General features: G+C 69.4%; 24 protein-coding genes and 1 pseudogene. 17 read left to right on the plus strand and 8 right to left on the minus strand.

Translation table 11 applies throughout. From position 1 onward, the window contains the following. The first annotated feature begins 203 nt into the window (after positions 1 to 203). The 3 genes and pseudogenes from OG702_RS05120 (at position 204) to OG702_RS05130 (ending at position 3,428) form a co-directional block, all read left to right on the plus strand. A complete protein-coding gene (locus OG702_RS05120) occupies positions 204 to 1,583 on the plus strand; it encodes a M1 family metallopeptidase (protein WP_442814688.1) in 1,380 nt (459 codons plus the stop codon). A gap of 245 nt (positions 1,584 to 1,828) precedes the next feature. Beyond that, a pseudogene (locus tag OG702_RS05125) lies at positions 1,829 to 2,148 on the plus strand (IS630 family transposase); the annotation flags it as partial. Between the two features lie 433 nt (positions 2,149 to 2,581). Further along, a protein-coding gene (locus tag OG702_RS05130) for an IS5 family transposase (protein ID WP_442814689.1) occupies positions 2,582 to 3,428 on the plus strand; the annotation gives its coding sequence in 2 pieces (ribosomal slippage) (positions 2,582 to 2,929 and positions 2,931 to 3,428; 846 coding nt in all). Between the two features lie 54 nt (positions 3,429 to 3,482). Here the strand turns inward: OG702_RS05130 and OG702_RS05135 are convergent. After that, a complete protein-coding gene (locus tag OG702_RS05135) occupies positions 3,483 to 4,052 on the minus strand; it encodes a histidine phosphatase family protein (RefSeq protein ID WP_327287682.1) in 570 nt (189 codons plus the stop codon). 139 nt (positions 4,053 to 4,191) lie between these two features. Here OG702_RS05135 and OG702_RS05140 point away from each other — a divergent pair, with 139 nt between their 5' ends. Next, complete coding sequence (locus tag OG702_RS05140) at positions 4,192 to 4,533, plus strand: hypothetical protein (RefSeq protein ID WP_327287683.1); 342 nt, start codon at positions 4,192 to 4,194, stop codon at positions 4,531 to 4,533. A 163-nt stretch (positions 4,534 to 4,696) separates the two neighbouring features. After that, positions 4,697 to 6,055, plus strand: a complete 1,359-nt coding sequence (locus tag OG702_RS05145) for an SMI1/KNR4 family protein (protein WP_327287684.1) — start codon at positions 4,697 to 4,699, stop codon at positions 6,053 to 6,055. Between the two features lie 69 nt (positions 6,056 to 6,124). Here OG702_RS05145 and OG702_RS05150 read toward each other — a convergent pair whose 3' ends face one another. Beyond that, positions 6,125 to 6,514 carry a hypothetical protein gene (locus OG702_RS05150; protein ID WP_327287685.1) on the minus strand — a complete coding sequence of 130 codons (390 nt, stop codon included), beginning with the start codon at positions 6,512 to 6,514 and terminating at the stop codon, positions 6,125 to 6,127. Positions 6,515 to 6,968: 454 nt separating this feature from the next. On the opposite strand from OG702_RS05150, the gene OG702_RS05155 reads away from it, so the two are divergent. The 7 genes from OG702_RS05155 to OG702_RS05185 all read left to right on the plus strand — a co-directional run bounded on the left by OG702_RS05155 (position 6,969) and on the right by OG702_RS05185 (position 13,013). Beyond that, positions 6,969 to 7,169: a hypothetical protein gene (locus OG702_RS05155; RefSeq protein WP_327287686.1), complete on the plus strand. Its 201-nt coding sequence runs from the start codon at positions 6,969 to 6,971 to the stop codon at positions 7,167 to 7,169. A gap of 141 nt (positions 7,170 to 7,310) precedes the next feature. Beyond that, positions 7,311 to 7,859 (plus strand): MauE/DoxX family redox-associated membrane protein, encoded by a 549-nt coding sequence (locus OG702_RS05160; RefSeq protein ID WP_327287687.1) that lies wholly within the window; start codon positions 7,311 to 7,313, stop codon positions 7,857 to 7,859. Between the two features lie 2 nt (positions 7,860 to 7,861). Then, positions 7,862 to 8,413: a TlpA family protein disulfide reductase gene (locus OG702_RS05165; RefSeq protein WP_327287688.1), complete on the plus strand. Its 552-nt coding sequence runs from the start codon at positions 7,862 to 7,864 to the stop codon at positions 8,411 to 8,413. Then, positions 8,410 to 10,269: an ABC transporter ATP-binding protein gene (locus tag OG702_RS05170; RefSeq protein ID WP_327287689.1), complete on the plus strand. Its 1,860-nt coding sequence runs from the start codon at positions 8,410 to 8,412 to the stop codon at positions 10,267 to 10,269. The genes OG702_RS05165 and OG702_RS05170 overlap by 4 nt, the downstream gene beginning before the upstream one ends. Before the next feature lie 12 nt (positions 10,270 to 10,281). After that, positions 10,282 to 10,806 (plus strand): S26 family signal peptidase, encoded by a 525-nt coding sequence (locus OG702_RS05175; RefSeq protein ID WP_327287690.1) that lies wholly within the window; start codon positions 10,282 to 10,284, stop codon positions 10,804 to 10,806. A gap of 546 nt (positions 10,807 to 11,352) precedes the next feature. Beyond that, entirely contained in the window at positions 11,353 to 11,976 is a 624-nt protein-coding gene (locus tag OG702_RS05180; protein WP_327287691.1) for a hypothetical protein, read from the plus strand. A 98-nt stretch (positions 11,977 to 12,074) separates the two neighbouring features. Beyond that, complete coding sequence (locus OG702_RS05185) at positions 12,075 to 13,013, plus strand: hypothetical protein (RefSeq protein WP_327287692.1); 939 nt, start codon at positions 12,075 to 12,077, stop codon at positions 13,011 to 13,013. A gap of 71 nt (positions 13,014 to 13,084) precedes the next feature. Here the strand turns inward: OG702_RS05185 and OG702_RS05190 are convergent, their stop codons facing one another. Further along, positions 13,085 to 14,335, minus strand: a complete 1,251-nt coding sequence (locus OG702_RS05190) for an MFS transporter (protein WP_327287693.1) — start codon at positions 14,333 to 14,335, stop codon at positions 13,085 to 13,087. A 73-nt stretch (positions 14,336 to 14,408) separates the two neighbouring features. On the opposite strand from OG702_RS05190, the gene OG702_RS05195 reads away from it, so the two are divergent. Continuing rightward, positions 14,409 to 14,816 carry a CGNR zinc finger domain-containing protein gene (locus tag OG702_RS05195; RefSeq protein WP_327287694.1) on the plus strand — a complete coding sequence of 136 codons (408 nt, stop codon included), beginning with the start codon at positions 14,409 to 14,411 and terminating at the stop codon, positions 14,814 to 14,816. 40 nt (positions 14,817 to 14,856) lie between these two features. Here the strand turns inward: OG702_RS05195 and OG702_RS05200 are convergent, their stop codons facing one another. Beyond that, positions 14,857 to 15,537 carry a DJ-1/PfpI family protein gene (locus OG702_RS05200; RefSeq protein WP_327287695.1) on the minus strand — a complete coding sequence of 227 codons (681 nt, stop codon included), beginning with the start codon at positions 15,535 to 15,537 and terminating at the stop codon, positions 14,857 to 14,859. Between the two features lie 88 nt (positions 15,538 to 15,625). On the opposite strand from OG702_RS05200, the gene OG702_RS05205 reads away from it, so the two are divergent. From OG702_RS05205 to OG702_RS05215, 3 genes are all read left to right on the plus strand, one after another. After that, complete coding sequence (locus OG702_RS05205; RefSeq protein ID WP_327287696.1) at positions 15,626 to 16,963, plus strand: aminotransferase-like domain-containing protein; 1,338 nt, start codon at positions 15,626 to 15,628, stop codon at positions 16,961 to 16,963. Between the two features lie 331 nt (positions 16,964 to 17,294). Beyond that, positions 17,295 to 17,993 (plus strand): MBL fold metallo-hydrolase, encoded by a 699-nt coding sequence (locus tag OG702_RS05210; protein ID WP_327287697.1) that lies wholly within the window; start codon positions 17,295 to 17,297, stop codon positions 17,991 to 17,993. A gap of 42 nt (positions 17,994 to 18,035) precedes the next feature. Continuing rightward, positions 18,036 to 18,689 (plus strand): TetR/AcrR family transcriptional regulator, encoded by a 654-nt coding sequence (locus OG702_RS05215; protein ID WP_327287698.1) that lies wholly within the window; start codon positions 18,036 to 18,038, stop codon positions 18,687 to 18,689. 51 nt (positions 18,690 to 18,740) lie between these two features. On the opposite strand, the gene OG702_RS05220 is transcribed toward OG702_RS05215, so the two are convergent. Beyond that, a complete protein-coding gene (locus OG702_RS05220; protein ID WP_327287699.1) occupies positions 18,741 to 19,325 on the minus strand; it encodes a TetR/AcrR family transcriptional regulator in 585 nt (194 codons plus the stop codon). A gap of 107 nt (positions 19,326 to 19,432) precedes the next feature. Beyond that, a complete protein-coding gene (locus OG702_RS05225; protein WP_327287700.1) occupies positions 19,433 to 20,176 on the minus strand; it encodes an SDR family NAD(P)-dependent oxidoreductase in 744 nt (247 codons plus the stop codon). 240 nt (positions 20,177 to 20,416) lie between these two features. Here OG702_RS05225 and OG702_RS05230 point away from each other — a divergent pair, with 240 nt between their 5' ends. After that, a complete protein-coding gene (locus tag OG702_RS05230) occupies positions 20,417 to 21,286 on the plus strand; it encodes an N-acyl homoserine lactonase family protein (RefSeq protein WP_327287701.1) in 870 nt (289 codons plus the stop codon). Positions 21,287 to 21,319: 33 nt separating this feature from the next. Here OG702_RS05230 and OG702_RS05235 read toward each other — a convergent pair whose 3' ends face one another. Both OG702_RS05235 and dhaM read right to left on the minus strand, forming a co-directional pair. Next, the gene (locus tag OG702_RS05235; RefSeq protein ID WP_327287702.1) at positions 21,320 to 21,607 is read right to left on the minus strand and encodes an HPr family phosphocarrier protein; all 288 of its coding nucleotides are present in this window, start codon (positions 21,605 to 21,607) and stop codon (positions 21,320 to 21,322) included. Beyond that, positions 21,591 to 21,983, minus strand: coding sequence for a dihydroxyacetone kinase phosphoryl donor subunit DhaM (gene dhaM, locus OG702_RS05240; RefSeq protein WP_327287703.1), 393 nt, complete (start codon positions 21,981 to 21,983; stop codon positions 21,591 to 21,593). Before dhaM ends, OG702_RS05235 begins: the two co-directional genes overlap by 17 nt. Positions 21,984 to 22,012 lie beyond the last annotated feature (29 nt).

Here is a 22,012-nt window from a genome sequence, read left to right on the forward strand (position 1 = left end):
TCCCACCCGGCAGGTGAGCAGGCCGAGCCGCCCGCTCACCGGGAAGAAGATCCCTTGTCGCGGGGAGAACGGCGCCATAGGGTGTGGCCACGTTGATGTGATCATGTTCGGTTCCGCCGCGTCGTTCAGGAGTGCACGTGCTCGCTGCCCACGGAGAGGCCGCCCCCGCCCACCCGCGCCCGAGGACCGCCCGGGCCCGATACCTGGGCATCGCCGTGGCGGTCCTCGCGACCTCCCTGGCCCTGACGGCCGAGGGCCCCGCCGTGGCCGCGGGCACGGACGGCCACGGCGCACCGGGTCAGGGCGACCCGTACTTCCCGCTCGCCGGGAACGGCGGCTACACCACCGCGCACTACGATCTGGACCTCGCCTACGACCCGGCCAGCCGGCGGCTGGACGCCACCGAAGCCCTCACCGCCCGCGCCACGCAGCCGCTGACCAGGTTCGACCTCGACCTGTCCGGGCTGACGGTGCGCAGCGTACGGGTGAACGGGCGGACGGCCCGGTGGACGCGTGCGGGACAGGAACTCGTCATCACCCCCCGCAAGTCGCTCCGGAAGGGCGAGAGCTTCCGCGTCGACCTCTCCTACGGCGGCGTACCCGAGACCGTCACCGACCCGGACGGCTCCCCGGACGGCTGGATACCCACCGACGACGGGGCCTTCGTCGCGGGTGAGCCGCAGGGCGCCATGTCCTGGTTCGCCGCTGACAACGAGCCGGTGGACAAGGCGTCGTACACCTTCGCGATCACCGTGCCGGCCGGATACACCGCGGTCGCCAACGGCGTGCTGACGTCGCAGCGGACCACGCGGGGCAAGACCACCTTCCGCTGGCGGCAGGCCGAGCCGATGGCCTCCTATCTCGCCACCGCCACGGTGGGGAAGTTCAATGTGCAGCGGTACACCACCGCCTCGGGCATCCCCGTCTACAACGCGGTGGATCCGCGCGAGGCGGCCGACGCCGCCCCGGCACTGGCCCAGATCCCGGCGGTCCTCGACTGGGAGAGCAACCTCTTCGGCCGGTACCCCTTCTCGGCGGCCGGCGCGATCGTCGACCATGCGCCGGACGTCGGCTACGCGCTGGAGACGCAGACCCGCCCGATCTACGACCGGGCGCCGGACGTCGGCACCCTCGTCCACGAGACCGCGCACCAGTGGTTCGGCGACTCCGTGAGCCTGACCAACTGGCAGGACATCTGGCTCAACGAGGGCTTCGCCACCTACGCCGAGTGGCTCTGGGAGGAGCAGCACGGCGGGCAGAGCGCCCAGGCCACCTTCGACAGTTGTTACGCCCGACCGGCCACCAGCAGCCTGTGGGCCTTTCCGACCGGCGACCCCGGCGACGGGGCGAACATCTTCGCCTCACCCGTCTACACCCGTGGCGCGATGACCCTGCAGAAGTTGCGTACGGCGGTCGGCGACGCCCACTTCTTCAGCATCCTCAAGACCTGGGCCGGCAGCCACCGCTACGGCAACGGAACCACGGCTCAGTTCATCGCACTCAGCGAGAAGATATCCGGCAGGAAGCTCGGCGACCTCTTCCACACCTGGCTCTACACCGCGGGCAAGCCCGCCCAGCCGTAGTCCCGGGCCCATCCCCACCTGCGCCGACAGGCGCCACGAGCCGCAGCCGTCCCGACCGGCTGCGGCTCACGTGCTCCCCACCCGGGGCCGGCGCGGGTGCCGGCCGGGACACGAGAAGCGGCCGGCAGTCGGGCGGGGGGAGCGCCGTAGCGACGAGAAGCGGTTCGCGGTCAAGGGGATCGAACCGGCGGCCGCGCGGCACCCGGCCCGGTCCTACCGTGAAGTCGCAGACGATCCGACCCGTTATGCGAACCCTCTACCCGCCCGAGGTCCGTATCGCGATCGTCTGCGACAACTTCTCCCCTCACCTGACCACGAAGTGGTGCCAGCGGGTCAGCACCTGGGCCGCGGCGAACAACGTCGAGATCGCCTACGCCCCTACAAACAGCTCCTGGCTCAGCCGCACAGAAGCCCAGTTCACTGCGCTGCGCTACTTCACCCTCAATGCTACCGACCACGCCAGCCACAAGGAGCAGGGCAGCATGTCCGCCGCTACATCGTCTGGCGAAATCGCCACGCCGACGACCGGCGCCTACGCACCGTCGCCGACAGGGACAACGTCGCCTCTAGGGCCTGTCGTTTGGCTCACCCTGTTGCCTTGCGGACAAGAGCTCTGGCCAACGTGGTGGGCGGCCTGTTGAGTACGCTGCACCGGTGGACGCAGTAAGCAGTCGGCTCGAACGGCTAGTGGGACTGGCTCGGAGATCCCTGCTTGGCTTTGGGCTCCTGCCTGAGATCGATGTGCAACCCTCCGATGGGTGTTGGCTTATGTACATCTGCTGGGACGGGAGCACTCCGGACACCTCGACGCTTTTGGTGAGCCCCTTCACCGACTGGGTCCAGGTGCTTGACCCCGATGGTGAGGACCTGCGCGAATGCGAGTGGGTCACGTATCTGGCCTTTCGAGCAGAAGGCGACGGCCCGTCCAAGGCGTTGGTACGTGCCCGACGTCAGCATCGGCAACGCGGGCGTTAGGCCGTGCCAATGCGGATCTTCTGATCGTTGGTCCGGGTGTGCCGTCAAGCGACGCGCAGTGGGGGCGGATCGAGCCGTTGTTGCCGGACCGGACGCCTCGGCGGGGTGGGCGTTGGCGGGATCACCGTGAGGTGATCGACGCGATCGTCTTCAAGTTCCAGACGGGGTCTCAGTGGGTCCATCTGCCGGAGAAGTACGGCAACTGGCGCGGGGTCTACAACCGGCTGCGGATGTGGGCGGTGGACGGCACCTGGGAGCGGGTCTTCACCGCGCTGATGGCCCGGGCCGATGCCGATGAGGACCTGACCTGGGCGGTCTCGGTGGACTCCACGATCGTGCGCGCGCACCAGCACGCCGCCGGGGCCCGTAGAAAAGGGGGCTCCGGCCGGCGAGCCGCACGACCATGCCATCGGCCGGTCCCGCGGCGGACTGACCAAGAAGATCCACCTCGCCGCCGACGACCGTTGCCGGCCCATGGCCTTCGTCCTGACCCCGGGGCAGGCCGGCGACGCACCTGCGTTCACCCAGGTCATGGCCCGCCTGCGCGTCCCCCGCCCGCGCGGGCGGCCCCGCACCCGGCCCGACGTTGTCCTGGCCGACAAGGCGTACTCTTCCCGCGCCATCCGCGACCACCCGCGCAGACGCGGCATCCGGGCAGTCATCCCCATTCCGGCCGACCAGCGCGGCCACCGACTCCGCCGCCGCAGCCGCGGCGGCAGACCGCCCGCCCTCGACCGCGATGCCTACAAACAGCTCAACACCGTCGAACCGTGCATCAACCGCTTGAAGCAGTGGCGCGGCCTGGCCACTCGCTACGACAAGACCGCGACCATCTACCTCGCCGGCATCTTCATCTGGTCCGCCCGATGATCCAAACGAAACGCCCTAGTGGCTACACCTCGGACGGGGTAAGGGCAGCCGCCATTACGGCACGTTCCACCCGAGCACAACTGGCATCCTGTGCTCGTAACCCAGCGTGTTGATCGTCCCCGGATGCGGGTGCCCGAACTGCCGCGCGGCCGACGCGTCGAGCCCGAGCCAGCGCGCGGTGAGTATGCGTGACAGGTGGCCGTGCGCAACGACGGCCACGTCGCCCATGTCCAGCAGCGGCCTGACCCGGCCGAGGAAGGCGTCGACCCGCATCGTCACATGCCCGAGGTCCTCGCCGGCGTCGACGCCGTCGCGCCACAGCTCCCAGCCGGGCTTGAGATCTTGGACCTGATCGGCGGTCAGCCCCTCGTAGCGGCCGTAGTCCCACTCGATCAGGTCCGTATCGGGCTCCGCGCCGCTCAGCCCCGCCAGTTCGGCGGTCCGCACGGCGCGAGTCAGCGGACTGACGTAGACGGCGCCGAACTCCCGTTCGGCCAGTCGAAGTGCGAGCGCACGCGCCACGTCCTCCCCCGCCTCGGTCAGCGGCACGTCGGTGCGGCCGGCATACTGGCCGGTCCGGCTCCATGCGGTCTCGCCGTGCCTGATCAACACCAATTCGCCCATGGCTGAGGACCATATCTTGCACCGAACACAGGGCGAACGTCGCCTGCAACGGCACTAGCAGCCCCAACAGACCTAGCAGCAGGACCCAAAGGGTAAAGGACCGCCGCCCGTCGAGCGCGCCTACGCGCCATGCTGCCCGATGCGTATCCGTCTCGGCGTCGCGGCCACCGCCGTCGCGCTTCTGCCCCTCAGTGCCTGCTCGTCCGGCAGCGACAAGCCGAACCCGGGCGCTCTGCAAAACACCGCCGCTGCCTTCCAGGCGATCTTCCTCGAAGCCCTCACAGCCGTAGAGCCCGGCCTCGCCGCCGATCCTGACGCCATTGCCAAGGGCCGCTCCCAGTGTTCGGTCCTCAACGATGGCGACCCCGACGGCCACGCCGCAGCCATGCGATTCAGCACCAGCGAGCACCCGCTCGCTGACGAACAAGGCGTGGCCATCAACAAAGCGCTGCAGCTGACGATCTGCCCACCCAAGAACTGAACTGCCGCGCCCGGCGCACGACACAATGAGAATCCGACAGCACGAGCGAGAAACCGTGAGGATCCAACATCCTCAGTTCGCTCCGCCGACTCTCGTGCTCATCCGCCAACTGAAGCGCTCAGTCACAGCTTCCCCTGTCAGTGGCTCCGCGTATGGTCTGCGCATGGTTGATCAGAGCCTCACCTTGTCATCGGTGTGCGATTTCGCGATCTGGGAGCCCGTGCTCCGGCTCATGCTGGCGGACGACACAGAGCGGCGTGCAGGCCGGGCGGCCCGTGTGGCAGGACGCATCGGTCAATCCGGACACAGCATTGTGCATCGGGGATCCATGTCGTCGACAGCGCGGACCGCGGTGGAGAACATACAAAGGGCGCTCGCGCGTGGCGGTGTGGTCCAGGAGATCGCATTCAGGGCGGAGGCCCGACCGGACGGACGGACCACGCTCGGCCTGGTCTGGCCGAGCCCGGCTGTGGAACCGATCTACGGCTACCCGGACCTGGGGCCGCTCATCCTGGCCGACAACTCCATTCCCGCACCCTGGCTCCGCCGCCCCGATCCGGTGCCCGGGGCGGTACCGGCACCATCGGCGGATCCGCAGTTGCTGGAGTGGACGCTCCGCGAACGGTTGCCCGACGCCGTCGGCGCGACGGAAGAGGAGATCGCTGCCGCCGAGGCACGCCTCGGTGTCACGCTGTCCGATGAGCTCAAGGTGCTCTACCGGGTGGCAGGAGGGGACTGGGGCCACGACTTCGAAACGGCGATGCGCATCGACAAGGCGGTCGGCTGCGAGATCTCCGGCGTGGAACACCTGTTCAGCATCGAAGCGGCGCCCCGTTGCCCCGGCTGGAACCTCGGCGCGACGGATGCGATCTGTACCCTGCCCGACGCCGCGGTTCAGGGCCTGGGCGGCTCACCGGGCTGGATCTGCTTCGGCACCAACGGCGGCGACGTATTCGCAGTCGACCTGACCCCCGGCCCGCGCGGGCACTTCGGGCAGATCATCCTGGTCAATCACGGGGAGAGCCTCGGTGCCGAGCTCGTGGCCGATTCCCTCACCGATTTCGTTCTTGGCCGGGTAAAGGAGGAACGCCGTGACCGCCGCGGCGACGAGCTTCCGGCCGTGGCCAGGGTCGGCACCGGACGCCTTGAGACGATCCAGGCGGCCGCCCATCCCGCCCTGGAAGTCCTGTCCCTCAACGCCTGCGACGGCGCGCCGTTCAACCTCGCGCCTCTCGCCGGGCTCCCCCACCTGCGCACTCTCACCGCCATGCCCGGCACACTGGCCGACCCCCTGGAGGTCGCCGGGCTCACCACACTGGAGTTCCTGGCCCTCGGCGTGCAGGAATGGCGTGTCCTCCTGAACGCCAGAGCCGTCCCGCGCACTCTGAAAGCCGCAGCCGTCAAGGTCCAGCACCAGGACCACCTGCCCGTCGTGGCCATCGCCAACGAGATCCTGGCCCTTGGGGACCGGCCCCAGATCGTACAAACGCTCCTTGAGGGAGACCTAGGGCCCGCGGCCTGATCGGCCGTCTGATCGGCTGGACAGCCCAACCGCTCAGTGAGGCTTACCAGCCTGTCGCGGTGGGCGGAATCACACCCCCGACGGGATGGCGAACGAGTCGTAACCCTCAGGCATGAAACAACCGTAGTCCTGCAGTGGTTGCGGATCGTCGAGCACGATGCGCTTCCACTCGCCCGCGGGTGAGAGTCCGTCTGGGCGGTCCAGAACCCGTTGGCCTGGGAGTCCGGCGGACGCTGGTGCGTCGGGTGCGAGTCGACCGAAGCGGTCCAGCAGAGCCCAGACAGCGGCGTAGACATCACGGATTTCCTCGGCTGCCCTCCCCTCGGTGATCTCAGGGGAGGCTTCGCGGTACGCCTCGCGGGCCGAAGCGACAAAGCGCTCCGGATCGACGATCACCACGTCCTGGCGTATCGGCACGCTGATCGTCATACCTGGCGTCGGGGCCGGCATCTCGTCCACCGGCCCACGGTACTGCGTCGGCAGCGCGACACACCCCCGACCAGCCATGACCGGAAGACCTGACGAAGCACTACCAGGCGCTTCCGGTCGACCACCGTCGCGATGCGTCGACGCGGCCGGAGCAGCGTCGTAGGCGCAGCGAACCCGGACATGTCCGCCGCAACGGGCTGACCAGGCCGGACAGGCGATGACTGTCCGGGACAGTCGCAAACCGTTGCTTCAGCTCGGCCGATGTCAGCAAGCTCGAAACAGGTCGACGCACGTCAGCAAGCCGCAAGTCGGCCACCCCGCGTCTCCGCACCAGGGGGCCGCCCGCTCGCAGACTCCCCGAAGGTTTCCCGAAGGCTTCCCGAAGTCCGCAGCCGGCGCCCGGAGATCACGGCGCCCACCCGTCGAGGACTGGTGCATGCGCGGCGCGGCACTCCCACCAGAGAATCAATGGAAGGAGTCACAGATGATCAAGACCTTGCAGGCGATCAACGATCGCCTCCTGGAACGGATGGTGCCCGGGACGACCGCTCACGCGGTCACGTGCACGAACGTCGGCTCGCAGTGCGTCACCGGTAGCTGCGCGAGCAAGCCCAACTACACGCACTACCGGATGAGCTGCTCCGACGGCAGCTGGTACTGGTCGTACGGCCACTGCGGCTGCTGAGAACCCGTCCGCTGAGCCTCCGGTCTTCACCGGGGCGACCGGGGCGCCGGTGGTCTCTCGAGTACGGGGCCGCCGGCGCCCCCTGGCCTCCGTAGATCTTCGTAGGCCTTCGTAGATCGTCGCAAAGGAGATTGTCCCGACATGGAATTCGTCGCAATGTCCTGCCGGATCCTGCTTCTGGTCGTCTTCACCGTCGCGGTGGTGAGCAAAGTCCGCAGTGCGGAGTCCTTCGGAGGGTTCGTGCGATCCGTCCGGGGCTTCGCTGCGCTGTCTCCGAGCCAGGGACGTGTCGTGGCCCGCGCGGTGATCGGGGCGGAGGCGGTGGTGATCGTCCTCCTGTTGCTCACGGGACCCCGGGTGACCGTGGGGTTCGCACTGGCGGGGAGCGTACTCGCAGTGTTCAGCCTCGCGATCGGAGCCTCGCTCCGGCGCGGTGCGCGGGTGCCTTGCCGGTGTTTCGGGGCCTCCACGAGCAGCTCAGGTGCCCTCGGACTCGTCCGCAACGGCTTCTTGATCGCCGTGGCGGTGACCGGCGCCGTCGGGACACACCACGGCCTGCCACCAGCATCCGGTGCCGTCGCCGCTGCCGGCACCGGCCTGGTCCTGGGCGTCGTGGTGACCGTCCTTGACGACATCGCCGAATCATTGCGCGACTCCTTCCCCGTCGCCGTACGGAAAGGGCAGAAGTGATCATGGCTTATCTCATCGTGGTGGTCGTGCTCGTCGGCGCGCTGTGCCTGCTCGACCTCCTCCTGACGGTGGGGCTGATCAGAAGGCTGCGCGCGCAGCCGGCGCCTCGCCCGTCCGGAGACGGGTTCGCTGAAGAGGGCATGCTTCCCCCCGGCGCGATCGTCCCGGCCTTCGGGACCCGAACCGTCGACGGCCGCCCCCTGCTCAGCCGGGATCTCGACACCGGGACCGTCGTGGTGTTCCTCTCTCCCGGTTGCCCCCCGTGCCACGCGCAGCTGCCGCGAGTGGTGGCCGCGCTGGGGGCGGCTCCTGTGAGCGGGGCCGTCGCCGTCGTCGCGGGCGGAGGGGAGGGGGACGCTGACGCCCAGCAGATGCTCAAGGAGCTCGCACCGGTCGCGAGGGTGGTACACGAATCCGTCACCGGCCCCGTGACCGAGGCGTTCGCAGCGCGCGCCTTCCCCGTCATGTGCCGGGTCCGGGCCGTCGGCGACGAACTCGTGGTGGAGGCGGTGGGTGAGCACGTCCTGCCGGCGCCCATCCCCGCGGCACGGTGAGGGGAGCAGAGGTCTCGTCGCCGGGGCTGCGACGGCTGCTCAGCGTCTTCCGAACGGCGACGGGACTCGCGTTCAGGGCAGCACCCCGGCAGCTGGCAGCGCTCACGCTCCTCACTGTCCTGGGCGCGGTGCTGCCCATCGCCTCCGCGTGGATGGTGCGGGCAGTGCTGGACCGGCTGGCCCGCGGCAGCGGGATCGACGCGCTCCTGGTGCCCACCGGGATGCTTGCCACGGCGGGAGTCGCAGCTGCCGCAGTGCCGCACCTCCTCCAGTACGCCCAGGCCCAGATTCAGCGCGCGGCCGGACTGCACGCCCAGGACTCCCTCTACCGGGCGGTGGACGCCCTGACCGGCCTGAGCAGATTCGAGGACCCACGGTTCCTTGACCGCCTGCGTCTGGCCCAGCAGGCCGGGGGCATCATGCCGACCCAGGCAGTGAACAACGCACTTGGGGTCGTGCGCGGCACGCTCACCATTGGCGGATTCCTCGGATCGCTGATCGTGCTGAGCCCGCTGCTGGCCACGGCCGTGATCCTTTCCGGCGTGCCGGTACTCCTCGGTGAGCTGGTGATGAGCCGCCGCCGGGCAGCGATGTTCTGGGCCATCGGCCCCGTGGAGCGACGTGAGCTGTTCTACCTTCAGCTACTGACCAGCACGCAGGCAGCGAAGGAGCTGCGGCTGCTGGGCATCGGCGGGTTCCTGCGCGGGCGGATGCTCACCGAACGCCGTAAGGCCAACGCCGCGAAGCAGACGGTGGACCGCCAGGAACTGCTGATCCAGTTCGGCCTCGGGATACTCGCGGCGACGGTCGCCGGCCTCGGCCTGTTGTGGGCGGTCAGGGCCGCGGGCCAGGGCCGTATCAGCGTCGGCGGTGTCTCCTTGCTCGTGGCCGCGCTGCCCGCCGTGCAGGCGGCACTGGCCGGACTGGCCAACGAGATCGCCAACGGACACCAGGCGCTGCTGCTCTTCGACCACTACGTCGCCGTTCGGGACGCCGAGGACGACCTGCCGGTCAGCACCCGCCCCCGGCCGGTGCCCCGCCTGCGACAGGGCATCGAACTGCGTGACGTCTGGTTCCGCTACGCCCCGGAACACCCCTGGGTCCTGCGCGGGGTGAACCTCACCATTCCCGCGGGCACCTCGGTCGGTCTGGTGGGACTCAACGGAGCGGGAAAGACGACGCTGGTCAAGCTCCTGTGTCGCCTGTACGACCCGGACCGCGGCCAGGTCCTGTGGGACGGCGCCGACCTGCGGGCCTTCCGCCCCGACGAGATGCGGAGGCACATCGGGGCCACCTTCCAGGACTACATGGAGTACGACCTGACCGCAGGGGAGAACATCGGGCTGGGCAACCTGGAGCAGCTGACAGACCAGGACAGCATCGAGCGCGCCGCACGCCTGTGCGGGATGCACGACGTCATCGCCGGCCTGCCCGACGGCTACCGCACCATGCTGAGCCGGACCTTCTTCTCCGGGGATGACGAGGACGACCCGGATGCCGGTGTCGTCCTGTCCGGCGGGCAATGGCAACGGCTCGCCCTGGCCCGCTCGTTCCTCCGCGACCACGCCGACCTTCTGATCCTCGACGAACCCAGCTCCGGGCTGGACGCCGAGGCCGAACACGAGATCCATCTGCGCCTGCGTGAGCGCAGGGCGGGCCGTACCAGTCTGCTGATCTCGCACCGGCTCGGCGCTCTCCGTGACGCCGACCTCCTCGTGGTGCTGGAGAACGGCCGGATCATCGAACAGGGCACGCACGATCAGCTGACGAGGGCCGACGGGGCCTATGCCCGGCTGTTCGGGATGCAGGCCCACGGCTATCGGCCGGGGACACCTGTGACGGCACTCGACACCTGAGGAGGTGGTCCCATGCGGCCATCGGGTCAACGGCTGGTCCCCGTCTCCGTCCTCACCGTGGGGACATCCCTGGTGGGCCTCCTGCTCGCACGGCGCCGCTTCGTGGTCATAACCGTCGCCGGGGGCAGCATGGAGCCGACCTATCGAAGCGGCGACCGGGCGCTGGTACGGCGGCTCGGCAGGAGCGGGCGCGCCGGCATCGGGAGGGACAGCGTCGTCGTCGCGGCCTGGCGCCCGCCCTCCGGCGCCCCGCCGGGGAAGGCCGCGGTGGCCCACGGCGTCACCCGCCGACCGACCGGCGCGCCACGCAAGGCCCGAGGCTGGATGATCAAGCGCGTCGTGGCAAGCCCCGGTGACCCGGTTCCCGCAGGGCTGGGCCCGGCCCTCACCACCGACGCCGGGAAGCCCGTACCGCGGGACCGGTTCGTGGTCACGGGCGACAACACCGCTCACAGCCACGATTCCCGCCACATCGGGTACGTCGACGGCTGCGACGTTCTCGGAGTGGTGATCCGCAGACTCGAGCCTCGCCGGTGAGCCCACGGACGGCACGGACGCGGAGAGCGCCGGTCGTGGTCGCGGCCACGTCCCGTTTCACGGGCGGGGACAGCGCGGCCGACAAGCCGAGATCGAAAAAAACATGATCATCAGCACGTCATATCACCGAAGCCTGGCAAACGGTCTAACCGAATGCCGAGCTCGTTCACTCAATTGCTACGTCCCGACCTCAACACAGCATCGTTGATGGAGATGTGAACATCCCTTCTGGCCACCAGTTCCCTCCGCCCGCACCTCCGCGACCTGCCGGATCGGTTCCGTCGCCGTCGATGCCGTTCCCTGCGGGCATTCACGTATGGCCGCAGAACGGGGCGAGATCCGACAGCGAACCGGCCTACGAAGTTCCCTCGTCCGGTGCGCTGCTCTGTGAACTCCTCTACCGGCTCGGGCGGATCGAGGCCGACTTCACACAGCGGTGGGACATCGCGCGCCTCGGCACGGAGAGGGGAGCCTCACCACAGGCTTCACGACTCGAATGGCCGCATCATGTATGAATACGACGTTCAACCGCTCATTTTCTCCGAGGTGTTCCCACCTGCCCCTGGGGAGACCGCGGAATACTACGTCGACGCCACGCCGACGGACGATGCCTCGGGTCAGTGGAATCTGGACGGCGAGTTCGAGCAGTTGTTCCGGCAGTCGGCCGAGGACACACAACCCACGGAGCGGCTGACCGCCCCGCCCCGGGTGGACCGCCGCCGACCGTCGAGGCTCGCCGGGCTGGGGGGCCTGCGCATCCTCAGTCTCGTCATCGCGGGCACCACCGCCACCGTTGCCAGCATCGTCAGCGTGCTGAGCGCGATGGTCTCCTACGATCCGCTGCGCCTTCTGGCCTTCCCGACAGCCCGCAGCCTCGCCGGATCGTGGCCGCTGCTGGTCTACGGCCCCTGGTTGGTCAGCTGTCTGTCCATCCTGTACGCGGCCGCGCACCGGCGTCAGGCCAGGGCCGCCTGGGTCACGCTGACCCTGTTCTCCAGTGTGGCGGTCGCGCTGTGCATCGCCCATGCCCCGCGGACGATCACCGGGATCGCCACCGCGGGTCTGCCGCCGGTCTCCGCCCTGGCCAGCTTCCACCTGCTCTTCCGGCAGATCACGCTCCTCGACCCCCGTCACGCCAAAGCCAAACTGCCCCGCCAGCGCAAGCACTGACCCCATCGGGGCATGCCCCTCGGACCCCATCGGAAGCAGCTACCCGACCGGATGACGCGGCGCCCCCAGAGGACCCCATGTGGAGGAACAACCAGGTCATGATCGATAGCCCGTACATGGAGGACCAGTTCTTCCGGGTGCCGCACCGCCCCACTGCCCCGTGGGGGCAGGCCGGCTCGCCCCTGGTGGTCGACCTCCCCACAATCATGGAAATGATCAGCCTGCTCTCGCAGGGACATGTCTCCGGGCAGCAGCTCCAGCAGGCACTGGACATCTTCGCCCGCCGGTTCGGTACTCCCGCCGAGGCGTCCGGTCGATACTCCGACACCCAGGGTGGCTACCCGGGCGCCCCGAACGACTATGCGAACGCGGGGATGGTTGACAGCGCGACCGGCCACCCGGGCGCTGCCAGTACCTACGCCGCCGCCCAGGCCCGCTACCCGAGCGCGCCGCACGGTTCGACCGACACGGTGCCCGGCCATCCGGGACCGGCCAGAGGCTATGCGGACACCGTGAGCGGCTACGCGTACCCTCCCGGCGGCCAGCCGGAGCGGCCCGGCGACGATCGCTACGCCCAGGACGCCGTCGGGGAAGGCTGTCCGCACGGGTGTCCGGTGTGCGCCGACGCCCGGGCCGAGTTCGATGCCATCGCCGCCGAGTCGTTCACGCACAAGGTCCGGTTGTCGGACCCGGAGCACTACCCGTACGCCGCAGGCAGGCACACCCTGCACCTGAGCAACTGCCCCAAGGTGGCGCGGTTCGTCGGCCGGGTCGAACCCATCGGCTCCCCCTTCTGCCTGGCCGGCCTGCCTTCCTTCGCCCACCACGGGGTCTTCAGCACCGCGTGGGCAGCCGGGATGCAGGTCATGACCGCGGACGAGGCCGCCGAATGGGTCCGGGGCCACGGCGATCCCTACGACGGGGCCGGATACAAGGCTTGCGCCCACTGCCTGCCGCCGGCCCCCGGGCCCGAGGCGAGCACCGACAACTCCTTCGACGTCGGCTACTGGAGCGCCGAAGACGTGGTGACGTGGTGACGCGCGGCAGCGGGCTGCGGCATGGTCAGCCTCCTGCCACAAGCTGCCCGGCAGGCGGGCTGGGGCAGGTCTTACGGCTGCCCCGTCATCGGTTCTGCCGCAGTGAGCTCTCGGCTGCGAGCGCGCCCGGGGACGCCGCCGCGGCCGGTGGTGAGGTGCGTGCGGCGATGGCACGGGCGAGGGAAGGGCTGGGTGATGGCGAGGGTGAGACAGGCGCCGGACATGGCGAGCCACAGTGTGGTTGCTCCCTCGTGCTCCAGCAGTTGGGTGCCGGCCACGGGAGCGAGGACTCCCGCGACTCCCCAGCTGATGCCGAAGACGGCCATGTAACGGCCGGTACCGCCGGTCGGGGCAAGGTCGGCGACCAGGGCGTACACGCGGCCCATGAGGACGAGATCGCCCAGGCTCCACACGATGGTCGGCACGAGGAGGGCGCCCAGAGGGTGCGTCACGCCGTATCCGGCCAGGCCCACCGCGAGCAGGGTGTAGCCGGTGGCGAAGGCGGCAGGTGCGGACAGGGCGGCGATCGGCTTGAGACGCAGCAGCGGTTGTCCGAGGACGATGGTGAGGGCCGAGGTGGTGAACAGGATTCCGGCGTCGGCGGGTTGCAGCCCGCGGTGCGCCATCGAAAGGGGCAGGGTGATCATGATCTGGAGGTAGACCAGCGCGAGGAGCGTGCCCGAGGCGAGGAGGGCCATCAGCCTGGGATCACGCCATGGAGCGATGTTGTCGGCCTGATCCGGGGCGCGGTTGGCTCTCGGCGGGTCGCCGGGCAGGACACGCTGCACCACCAGCGCACAGAGCAGGCAGGTGACGGCGTCGGCGACGAACAGCCACCGCAAGTCCCACCGCCCCAGACCCGCCGCGATCAGCCCGGCGCCCATGCCGGCCGCGGCCAGCGCCGCGTTGAGCAGGCTGTAGGCCCGCACACGCTCGGGGGCACCTACCGCATCCGCGATCATTGCCTGGCTCGGCGGCTCGTACAGTTCGAAGGCGAGACCGAGGAGCACCACGAAGGTGGTGGCCATGACCAGGCTGTTGGCGGCGGCGATCCCCAACTGGGCCACGGCGCACGCCACCAGTGCGAGGACGATGGTGCGGCGCCGCCCCACACGGTCCGACAGGCGCCCGCCGGCCAGCCGCGAGGGGACCGTCGCCAGGCCGAAGGCGGCCGAGACCAAGCCGGCGGTCGCTTCGCTCGCGCCGTACCGGGTGGCGATCAGCACGGTGAGAAAGGACAGCGAGAACGCCCCGAGCCGATTGACCGCGCGCGCCGCGATCAGCCACCACACCGGTCGTGGCAGCGGCTCTCCAGCCGACAAGAAACGCACCCAGCCCCCCGTCCATCACTGACGAACCACGTAATGACAGTCACGCACGCTAGATCCTGAGGGAGTGACCGGTCAGGCGGCCTACCTGGTCCGCACCGCCGAGCAGTTGCGCCAGGTCTTCGCCGCCGTCGAGAGCGCGGACCTCGACCTGGCGGCGAGCACCCTCAACACCCTTCTGCGCGACACCGGCGCCCGCCCACAACTGGACTACACCGCCGGGGAGCCCTGGCAGGTCCACTTCCACGGAAGCGACGACACCCTCGCGGTGGGCTGGAGCGCCGGGTGCGCCACAGCTCTTGCCCTCGCCGTCGGCAGTGACCTCGCCGGACGCCTCGGCGTCTGCGAGGCCCCGAAGTGCGACCGGGTCTACGTCGACACCTCACGCAACGCCGCCCGCCAGTTCTGCTCCACGGCCTGCCAAAGCCGAGTCAAGGCAGCCGCCCACCGGGCGCGCAGAGTCGGCCGGGAATGAGGCCGGCCCTCCTCGGAGGGGCTCCGCATCCGATCGGACTTCACCGGAGCAGCCCGGCCGAAGGGGAGGGCCCGTGAACACCGCCAACAGCAGCCTTGAGCAGCGGTGTTGCCCGATCGACGCCCAGGTAGGGCGCGATGTTGCGCCAGGCGCGCTCGACGTATTCCTCCTTCTCACCGACCGGGGCGACATAGTGCAGCGCGCCTTCCGCGGCGTCGTCGCCCGCAAGGCGGGCGATGATCCAGGCGGCGAGGTAGTGCGAGGCCAGGCAGCCGCCGGCGGTCGCGATGTTGCCCCTGGCGAAGAAGGGCTGGTCGAGGACCTCGACGCCGGCCGCGACGACCCACGGCTTGGTGACGAGATCGGTGCAGGCGGGGACGTCGTTGAGCAGGCCGAGCCTGGCCAGCACGAGCGCGCCCGAACACTGCGCCGCGACGAGCTGGCGCGAGGGGTCCAGGCCCCGCAGGACGTTCATGATCGCCGGGTCTTCTGCGACCTCGCGGGTGGCGATGCCGCTGCCGACGATGACGGCGTCAGCGGCGCACGCCTCCTCAAGAGTGGACATCTGCTTGATGACCACCCCGTTCATCGACGTCACCTTGCGCCTGGGGGTCGCGATGGTGACGCGCCAGCCGTCGGTCTTGACGCGGTTGAGCACACCGAGCGCGATCAGGGAGTCGAGCTCGTTGTAGCCCTCGAAGGTGAGGATGGCGATGTGCACGACGGCTGTCCTTCCGGATGAGTGGGGCTCGACAGTAGGGACCCGCGAGCAGGACAATCAAAGAATTGTCATGGATACAATCCGGTGCATGGCAGCCTCGCGATACAAGTCGCTGGTCGACACGTTCGCGTCCGACATCCGGACCGGGCGCCTCGCCTCGGGGGTGCGGCTGCCGACCCACCGTGCTCTCGCCGCCCGCGAGGGCATCGCCGTGGTGACCGCGACCCGCGTGTACGCCGAGTTGGAAGCGATGGGCCTGGTCAGCCGGGAACAGGGCCGCGGCACGTTCGTGCGTGACATCGCGGTCCCCGCCGGTCACGGCATCGATCAGCAGGTCGTGGCCCCAGACGCGGTCGACCTCAGCTTCAACTACCCGTCGCTGCCAGGCCAGGCCGACCTCCTGCGGCAGGCCCTGCGAGAGGTGGCCACCTCCGGTGATCTCGAGTCGCTGCTGCGCTACCAACCACACCGGGGGCGTCCACAGGACAGAGCCTCCATCGCGCGACACCTCAGACGCCGGGGTATCACCGCCGATGCGGACCGGATCCTCATCGCCAACGGTGCCCAGCACGGCCTGGCCATCACCATCATGGCCACGCTGAGCGCCGGCGACGTCGTGGCGGTCGACGCACTCACCTACCCGGGTTTCAAGGTGCTCGCGCAGGCCTTCCACCTCGACCTGGAGCCCGTCCCCACCACCGCCGGCGGACCGGATCTCGACGCCCTGGAGCAACTGTGCGCGACCCGCCCGGTGCGCGCGATCTACACCATGCCCACCCTGCACAACCCTCTGGGCTGGGTCATGCCGGCAACCGACCGCACCCGCCTGATCAGGATCGCTCGACAGCACGGTGCGCTCATCATCGAGGACGCCTCATACGCCTACCTGGTCGAGGACCCCCCACCGCCTCTGGCCGCAACCGCGCCGGACATCACCGTCTACGTCTCGGGGCTGTCGAAGAGCATCGCCACCGGCCTGCGGGTCGGCTTCGTCCTCGCCCCGCCACCCGCGGTGCCCTCGCTCGAACGCGCCATCCGGGCGACCACCTGGAACACCCCCGCCCTCACCACCGCCATCGCCTGCCGATGGCTCGACGACGGCACAGTCAACCACCTGGAGGCGCAGAAACGCCACGACGCCGAGACGCGGCAGGCACTCGCCAGGCAGGAGCTGGCGGGCCTCCCGCTCATCGGCCACCCTTCGTCCTACTTCACCTGGTTGCCGCTGCCCGCGGACGCACGCGCCGACCGCCTGACCGCCACGCTCGCGCGCCGACACATCTCGGTCACCACGGCGGAGCCGTTCACCACCTCGTCGCACACACCACAGGCGATCCGCCTCGCCCTGGGCTCGACCGATCTGGACAGTCTCCGGTCGACACTGCGCACGGTGCGCCGAGTCGCCGTCGAGGACGCCTACGCCTGAACTCCAGCCCGTCTGCCGGCGAACGGATGAGTGGCGGGGTCTTTCAGTACTCGCCCTGTCCCGTCAGTATGCGCAAGGGCGTCACCTCCAGCGACTTCACCGGGTTCTGCCCGGCGGACGGCCCCAGCGGCAGCGGCAGCCGCGCCGGGGCGCTCACGGCCGACAGCGTCTCGAACCTGGGGCTGTGACCTATGCGTTCCGCGCGCAGCCTCCCGCGTCAACCTGACCCCGCCCGATACAGCCGGTCGATTCAAGACCCCTTCGCACCGCTTGAGTGGCCCTGGTGGCTGCGTCGGACGGGCATTTGACTCGCCAGCGCGCTGCTTGGACCGTGCGTCCTGACCTGCGCATGGTCCTCGACAGCGGGCCCGGGCAGGCATACCTGCTGCGCAGGGGGTCCGGGGCGGTACTGGTCGACACGGGCATAGCCGGGCAGGGCAAGGTCCTCACCGAGGCTCTGCGCGATTGGGGCCTGGACCGGGAGTCGTTGACCCACGTCATCCTGACGCACTGGCATCCCGACCACGCAGGGTCCGCCGCCGAACTGGCCGAATGGCCGAACGCGCGCATCTGGGCGCACCGCAGCGACGCCCCGATCATCCGTGGGGACGGCTACGGCTCGATTCCCGCCCTCAGCCACGCCGAGGAGGGGCTCTACGCCCACATTTCCGGCAGCATCCCCGACGCCCCGCCGTCCCGCGTCGACCGCGAGCTCGACGACGACGAGATCCTCGACGCGATAGACGCCCGCGTCCTGTCGACTCCCGGCCATACCGACGGCAGTATCGCGCTGCACTTCCCGAACGACTCCGTCCTGTTCACCGGTGACATCGCCACCGAGCACCAGGGCCAGGTCATACTGGGGCCGTTCAACCTCGACCGGCCACAAGCCGGCGCGTCTTTCCGCCGCTTCGCCGACATCGACGTCAACACCGTGTGCTTCGGCCACGGGCAGCCGCTCAGTGGGGACGACACCGCCCTGCTGCGCATCGCGGCCACTGCCGACGAGGTCCCCGACCCTCTCGGCTGACGCCCGTTCGCCCCGGAACGGCGTCGGCGTAAGGTTACGGCCGTGAGCAAAGAGGCCGCCGGAACCAGACGACGCAACCCCCGAGGCGCGGGGCAGGCACTACGCGGCGACATCGTGTCGGCCGCCCGCGAGGTCCTTGTCGAGGACGGCTACGCGAGTTCGGTGACCCTGCGGGGGCTGGCGCGACGGATCGGCATCGCGCCCCAGTCGATCTACCTGCACTTCACCGGTCCCGACGAGATCGTGCAGGCCGTCACCGTCGAGACCTTCGCCCAACTGGGTCGCTTCATCGCGGACGCGAAACAGGGGATCGAGGCGCCCCGGGACCGGCTCATCGCCGGCTGCCGCGCCTACATGGCGTTCGGAGTCGAGAACCCGAACCTCTATGGACTGCTCTTCCAGCGCAACCGGCTCCTTCGCGGAGAGGAGCCCCGTCCCACTTCCGCGGACGAGCCGGACACCCGCAACCCCGACGCCGGGCCATTCGCCTACCTCATGGAGAGCATCCGGCTCTGCGTCGCCGACGGATCCTCCGACGTGACTGACATCCTGTCCACCGCGACGCTGTTGTGGGCGGCCATGCACGGCTTCGTCCTGCTGCGCAACGGTTACCAGTTCCCCTGGCCGGACCTCGCTCAAGTCGAGATAGAGCTCATCAGCTCGATCACGAGACTCCGCGAGGACGGGCGACGGTAAGCCCCTGCCACTGTCGGCGGTCCCGGACATGGGACGGGCTCAGCTCGTGCCCTATGACCGAGCGATGGCCGCGTCCACCAGAACCTCGGCCGCAGCCCTCGCCTCATCAGCCAGCGACGGGTCGCGCTCGATATCGGCCCCGAGTCCCGCTCCGTCGAAGAGCATGTGCAACTGTCGGGCCAGGGACACCGGATCCGCGACCCCGGCCTCCCGGGCCAGATCGGTGAACAGTCCCCGGACCCAGGCTCGGTACCTGGCGTTCTCCTGCTGGGCCGCACTTCCGGGAAGTGCCTCCGCGGTGGCCTTGATGAAGGCGCAGCCGTGAAAGTCCGGACTGCCGAAAATCGTTCCCAGAGTGGTGAAAACGCCCAGGATACGGTCGCGAGCGCTGGCTCCCTCCGCCGTCCCGCCCATGATCTGGTCGACGGTGGAGGTGTGCTGCAGGTCCAGATATGCCCGGATCAGTTCGTCCTTGCTCCCGAACGTCTTGTACAGGCTGGCCTTGGCCACCCCGGCCTGTTCTATCACCCGGTCGATTCCGACCGTATGGATGCCCTCTTCGTAGAACAGCCGATTCGCTGCCGCGAGCAGTCGCTCACGCGCTGACGGCCTCGGCGCCGAGTCGACTTCGCTCATACGGCAGCGTCCTTTCGATGACGTCGGCCCCGGGCCTCATTCAGCGCGGCGGAGAAAAGTCTACCAAGACAGGCAGACCGGTCTGACTACTGCCTGGGACAGGCTGGTCAGATGGCCATTCCACCGTCAACTGCGAGGCTCGCGCCGTGGATGTAGGAGGCCTCGTCGGAGGCGAGGAAGGCGACGGCAGCGGCTACTTCCGCAGTCGTGCCGACCCGGTCGGCCGGGGATCCCTTGGGAAAGTCATGGACGGCCTCACCGAAGGCCTTGGTCGAACCCTCGGTAAGGATCGCGCCGAGGCTGACGGTGTTGACACGGACGCCGTTGACGCCGAATTCGGCGGCCCACGACTTGGTGAGCAGACCCACCGCCGCCTTGGATGAGCCGTAGGCGGCCGGCCCCACCGCGCCCTTCTCGGCGAACGCCGTGGTGATGTTGACGATGGCACCGCGCCCGCGCTCAGCCATCAGCGGAGCCAGCTCAGCGACCAGGAAGAAAGGAACCTTGACGTTGATGTTGTACATCGCGTCGAAATCGGCCTCGGTGACGCCGGCGGTCGGTCCGAGAATGTAGACGCCCGCATTGTTGACGAGGATGTCGATCTCACCGGCCAGGGCCACCGCCTCGGCGGCAAGCGTCTTGGCGGTGGCGGCATCGTGCAGGTCAGCGACGAGGAAGTCGGCCTCACCGCCGGCGGCCCGGATCTCAGCGACGGCCTTCTCGCCGCGCTCCGCGTTGCGGCCGGTGATCAGGACCCGGGCGCCGGAGGCGGCCAGGGTGGCGGCGATGTCCCGGCCGATGCCCTGGGTCGATCCGGTGATCAGGGCGGTCTTGCCGGTGAAATCAGTCATGATCATACTCTCCCGGACTCGGTAGTCAGACCGGTCGGTCTTCCTGTGAACAACGGCAGACCGACCGGTCTGTTACGTCAACAAGGAGACTGTTCGCCCCAGGTGGGAGAGGTGGAAGGCGCCCCGCAGGTCGAAGCGGCCGCAGAAGTCGTGCCCGCCCGTGCTTGACACGGGTCCGGCCAGCAGGCGACTATTCATGTGTCACGACATGCATGTCACAGCACACATGGGGAGAGCGTCATGGGCACCATCAACAACATCTCAGTCCTCAGCACCGGCCAGGTCCAGATCCGCCCCCAGCACGTCGAATCCGACGGCTCCTCCATGACGGAGTGGCTCAGCACCGCCACCACCTGGACCGCACCCAGGCCGATCAACGTCTACGTGATCGAGCACAGCGACGGCCTCGTCCTGTTCGACACCGGGCAGGACCGCAGCTCGGTCACCGACCCCGACTACTTCCCCGGCGGCCCCGCCGGAGAGGTCTACGACCGCCTCGCCCGCTTCGAGATCCCCGCCGACCAGACCCTCACCGCCCAACTCGCCCGCCTCGGCCACGACATCGCCGACGTCAAGGTCGCGATCCTCTCCCACCTCCACCAGGACCACATCGGCGGACTCCGCGAACTCCCCCACGCCGAGATCATAGTCAGCCAGCAGGACTGGGACGAACTCGACAGGCCCGACGCAGCCTTCATCGGCCTGCTCAAACAGCACATCGACATCCCCGCACTGCACTGGAACCGCGTCACCCCCACCCCCGTCGACGACCCCACCCTCGCACCCTTCACCAACGCCTACGACGTCATGAACGACGGCACCCTCCTGCTCCTCCCCACCCCCGGCCACACCCCGGGCTCACTCTCCCTGCTGCTGCGCAAGCCCCAGGCCGCACCCCTGCTCTTCGTCGGCGACCTCACCTACGACGTCAACCTCCTCGCCCAGGACCGCATCCCCGGCGTCGGCGACACCACAGGCCTCCACACCTCCACCCGCCACGTCAACGAATTCGCCACCCGCAACCCCGGACTGACCATCCTCGCCGCACACGACCCCGCCGCCGCCCACCTCCTCAACACCGCACTCGACCGCACCCAATCCACCGTGTGAGACAAGCCGAACACCCGGTGCGAGTGGCACGGGTCATTCGCCCGCGGCGAGGATCGCGGCCAGCGCGGTGACGGCCTCCAGTGCGTCGGGGCCCTCCGCACTGACGGTGACCGTGCTTCCGGCGGTGGCGCCGAGGGCCATGACGGACAGGACCCCGGCCGGCGTGGCCGTACGGCCGGCGTGCTCGAGCCGGAGGGTACTGGTGAAGCCGGCGGCGGCGCGGGCGAGACGGCCGGCCGGGCGGGCGTGCAGGTCGGCGGGCAACTGCACGGTGGACTCGTAGCGCGTGGTGCTCGCGCCGGTCTCAGAGTTTGGCGACATGGCGGGCCTCCTTGGCGGCGTCGGCGACCGCCGCGAGGTCGGCACCGGTTGCGGCGGTGACGACGGCGGCGACGGCTCCCTCGACGAACGGGGCGTCGACGATGAGGACGTCGGCGCGGGGGTGGTCTTCCAGAACGGTGCGGGCGGTCAGCACGGAGCTGCCGAGGTCGGGCAGTACGACGACGCCGCCGCCCCGGTCGGCGCGGCCGATCGCGGCGAGCACGAGGTCGTAACTCGTGCCGATCCGGCCGTCGTCGGTGCCGCCGGCGACGGCGAGCGGGACCGTACTCGAACCGATCTGCTCGACCAACTCGCGGAGGCCGCCGACGAGCTCGGCGCTGTGGGAGACGAGTACGATGCCGACTGGTGCGTTCATGAACGCATACGATAGATCTCGGAACGCCG

The organism is Streptomyces sp. NBC_01198, assembly GCF_036010485.1.
Classification (GTDB): Bacteria; Actinomycetota; Actinomycetes; order Streptomycetales; family Streptomycetaceae; genus Actinacidiphila.

Excerpts from the sequence above, each read along its gene's own strand:
- OG702_RS05140 (WP_327287683.1), top strand. The coding sequence starts at position 4,192 with ATGCGTATCCGTCTCGGCGTCGCGGCCACCGCCGTCGCGCTTCTGCCC.
- OG702_RS05155 (WP_327287686.1), top strand. The coding sequence starts at position 6,969 with ATGATCAAGACCTTGCAGGCGATCAACGATCGCCTCCTGGAACGGATG.
- OG702_RS05165 (WP_327287688.1), top strand. The coding sequence starts at position 7,862 with ATGGCTTATCTCATCGTGGTGGTCGTGCTCGTCGGCGCGCTGTGCCTG.
- OG702_RS05145 (WP_327287684.1), top strand. The coding sequence starts at position 4,697 with ATGGTTGATCAGAGCCTCACCTTGTCATCGGTGTGCGATTTCGCGATC.
- OG702_RS05220 (WP_327287699.1), bottom strand. The coding sequence starts at position 19,325 with ATGAGCGAAGTCGACTCGGCGCCGAGGCCGTCAGCGCGTGAGCGACTG.
- OG702_RS05225 (WP_327287700.1), bottom strand. The coding sequence starts at position 20,176 with ATGACTGATTTCACCGGCAAGACCGCCCTGATCACCGGATCGACCCAG.
- OG702_RS05205 (WP_327287696.1), top strand. The coding sequence starts at position 15,626 with ATGGCAGCCTCGCGATACAAGTCGCTGGTCGACACGTTCGCGTCCGAC.
- dhaM (WP_327287703.1), bottom strand. The coding sequence starts at position 21,983 with ATGAACGCACCAGTCGGCATCGTACTCGTCTCCCACAGCGCCGAGCTC.
- OG702_RS05235 (WP_327287702.1), bottom strand. The coding sequence starts at position 21,607 with ATGTCGCCAAACTCTGAGACCGGCGCGAGCACCACGCGCTACGAGTCC.
- OG702_RS05230 (WP_327287701.1), top strand. The coding sequence starts at position 20,417 with ATGGGCACCATCAACAACATCTCAGTCCTCAGCACCGGCCAGGTCCAG.
- OG702_RS05160 (WP_327287687.1), top strand. The coding sequence starts at position 7,311 with ATGGAATTCGTCGCAATGTCCTGCCGGATCCTGCTTCTGGTCGTCTTC.
- OG702_RS05185 (WP_327287692.1), top strand. The coding sequence starts at position 12,075 with ATGATCGATAGCCCGTACATGGAGGACCAGTTCTTCCGGGTGCCGCAC.
- OG702_RS05135 (WP_327287682.1), bottom strand. The coding sequence starts at position 4,052 with ATGGGCGAATTGGTGTTGATCAGGCACGGCGAGACCGCATGGAGCCGG.
- OG702_RS05175 (WP_327287690.1), top strand. The coding sequence starts at position 10,282 with ATGCGGCCATCGGGTCAACGGCTGGTCCCCGTCTCCGTCCTCACCGTG.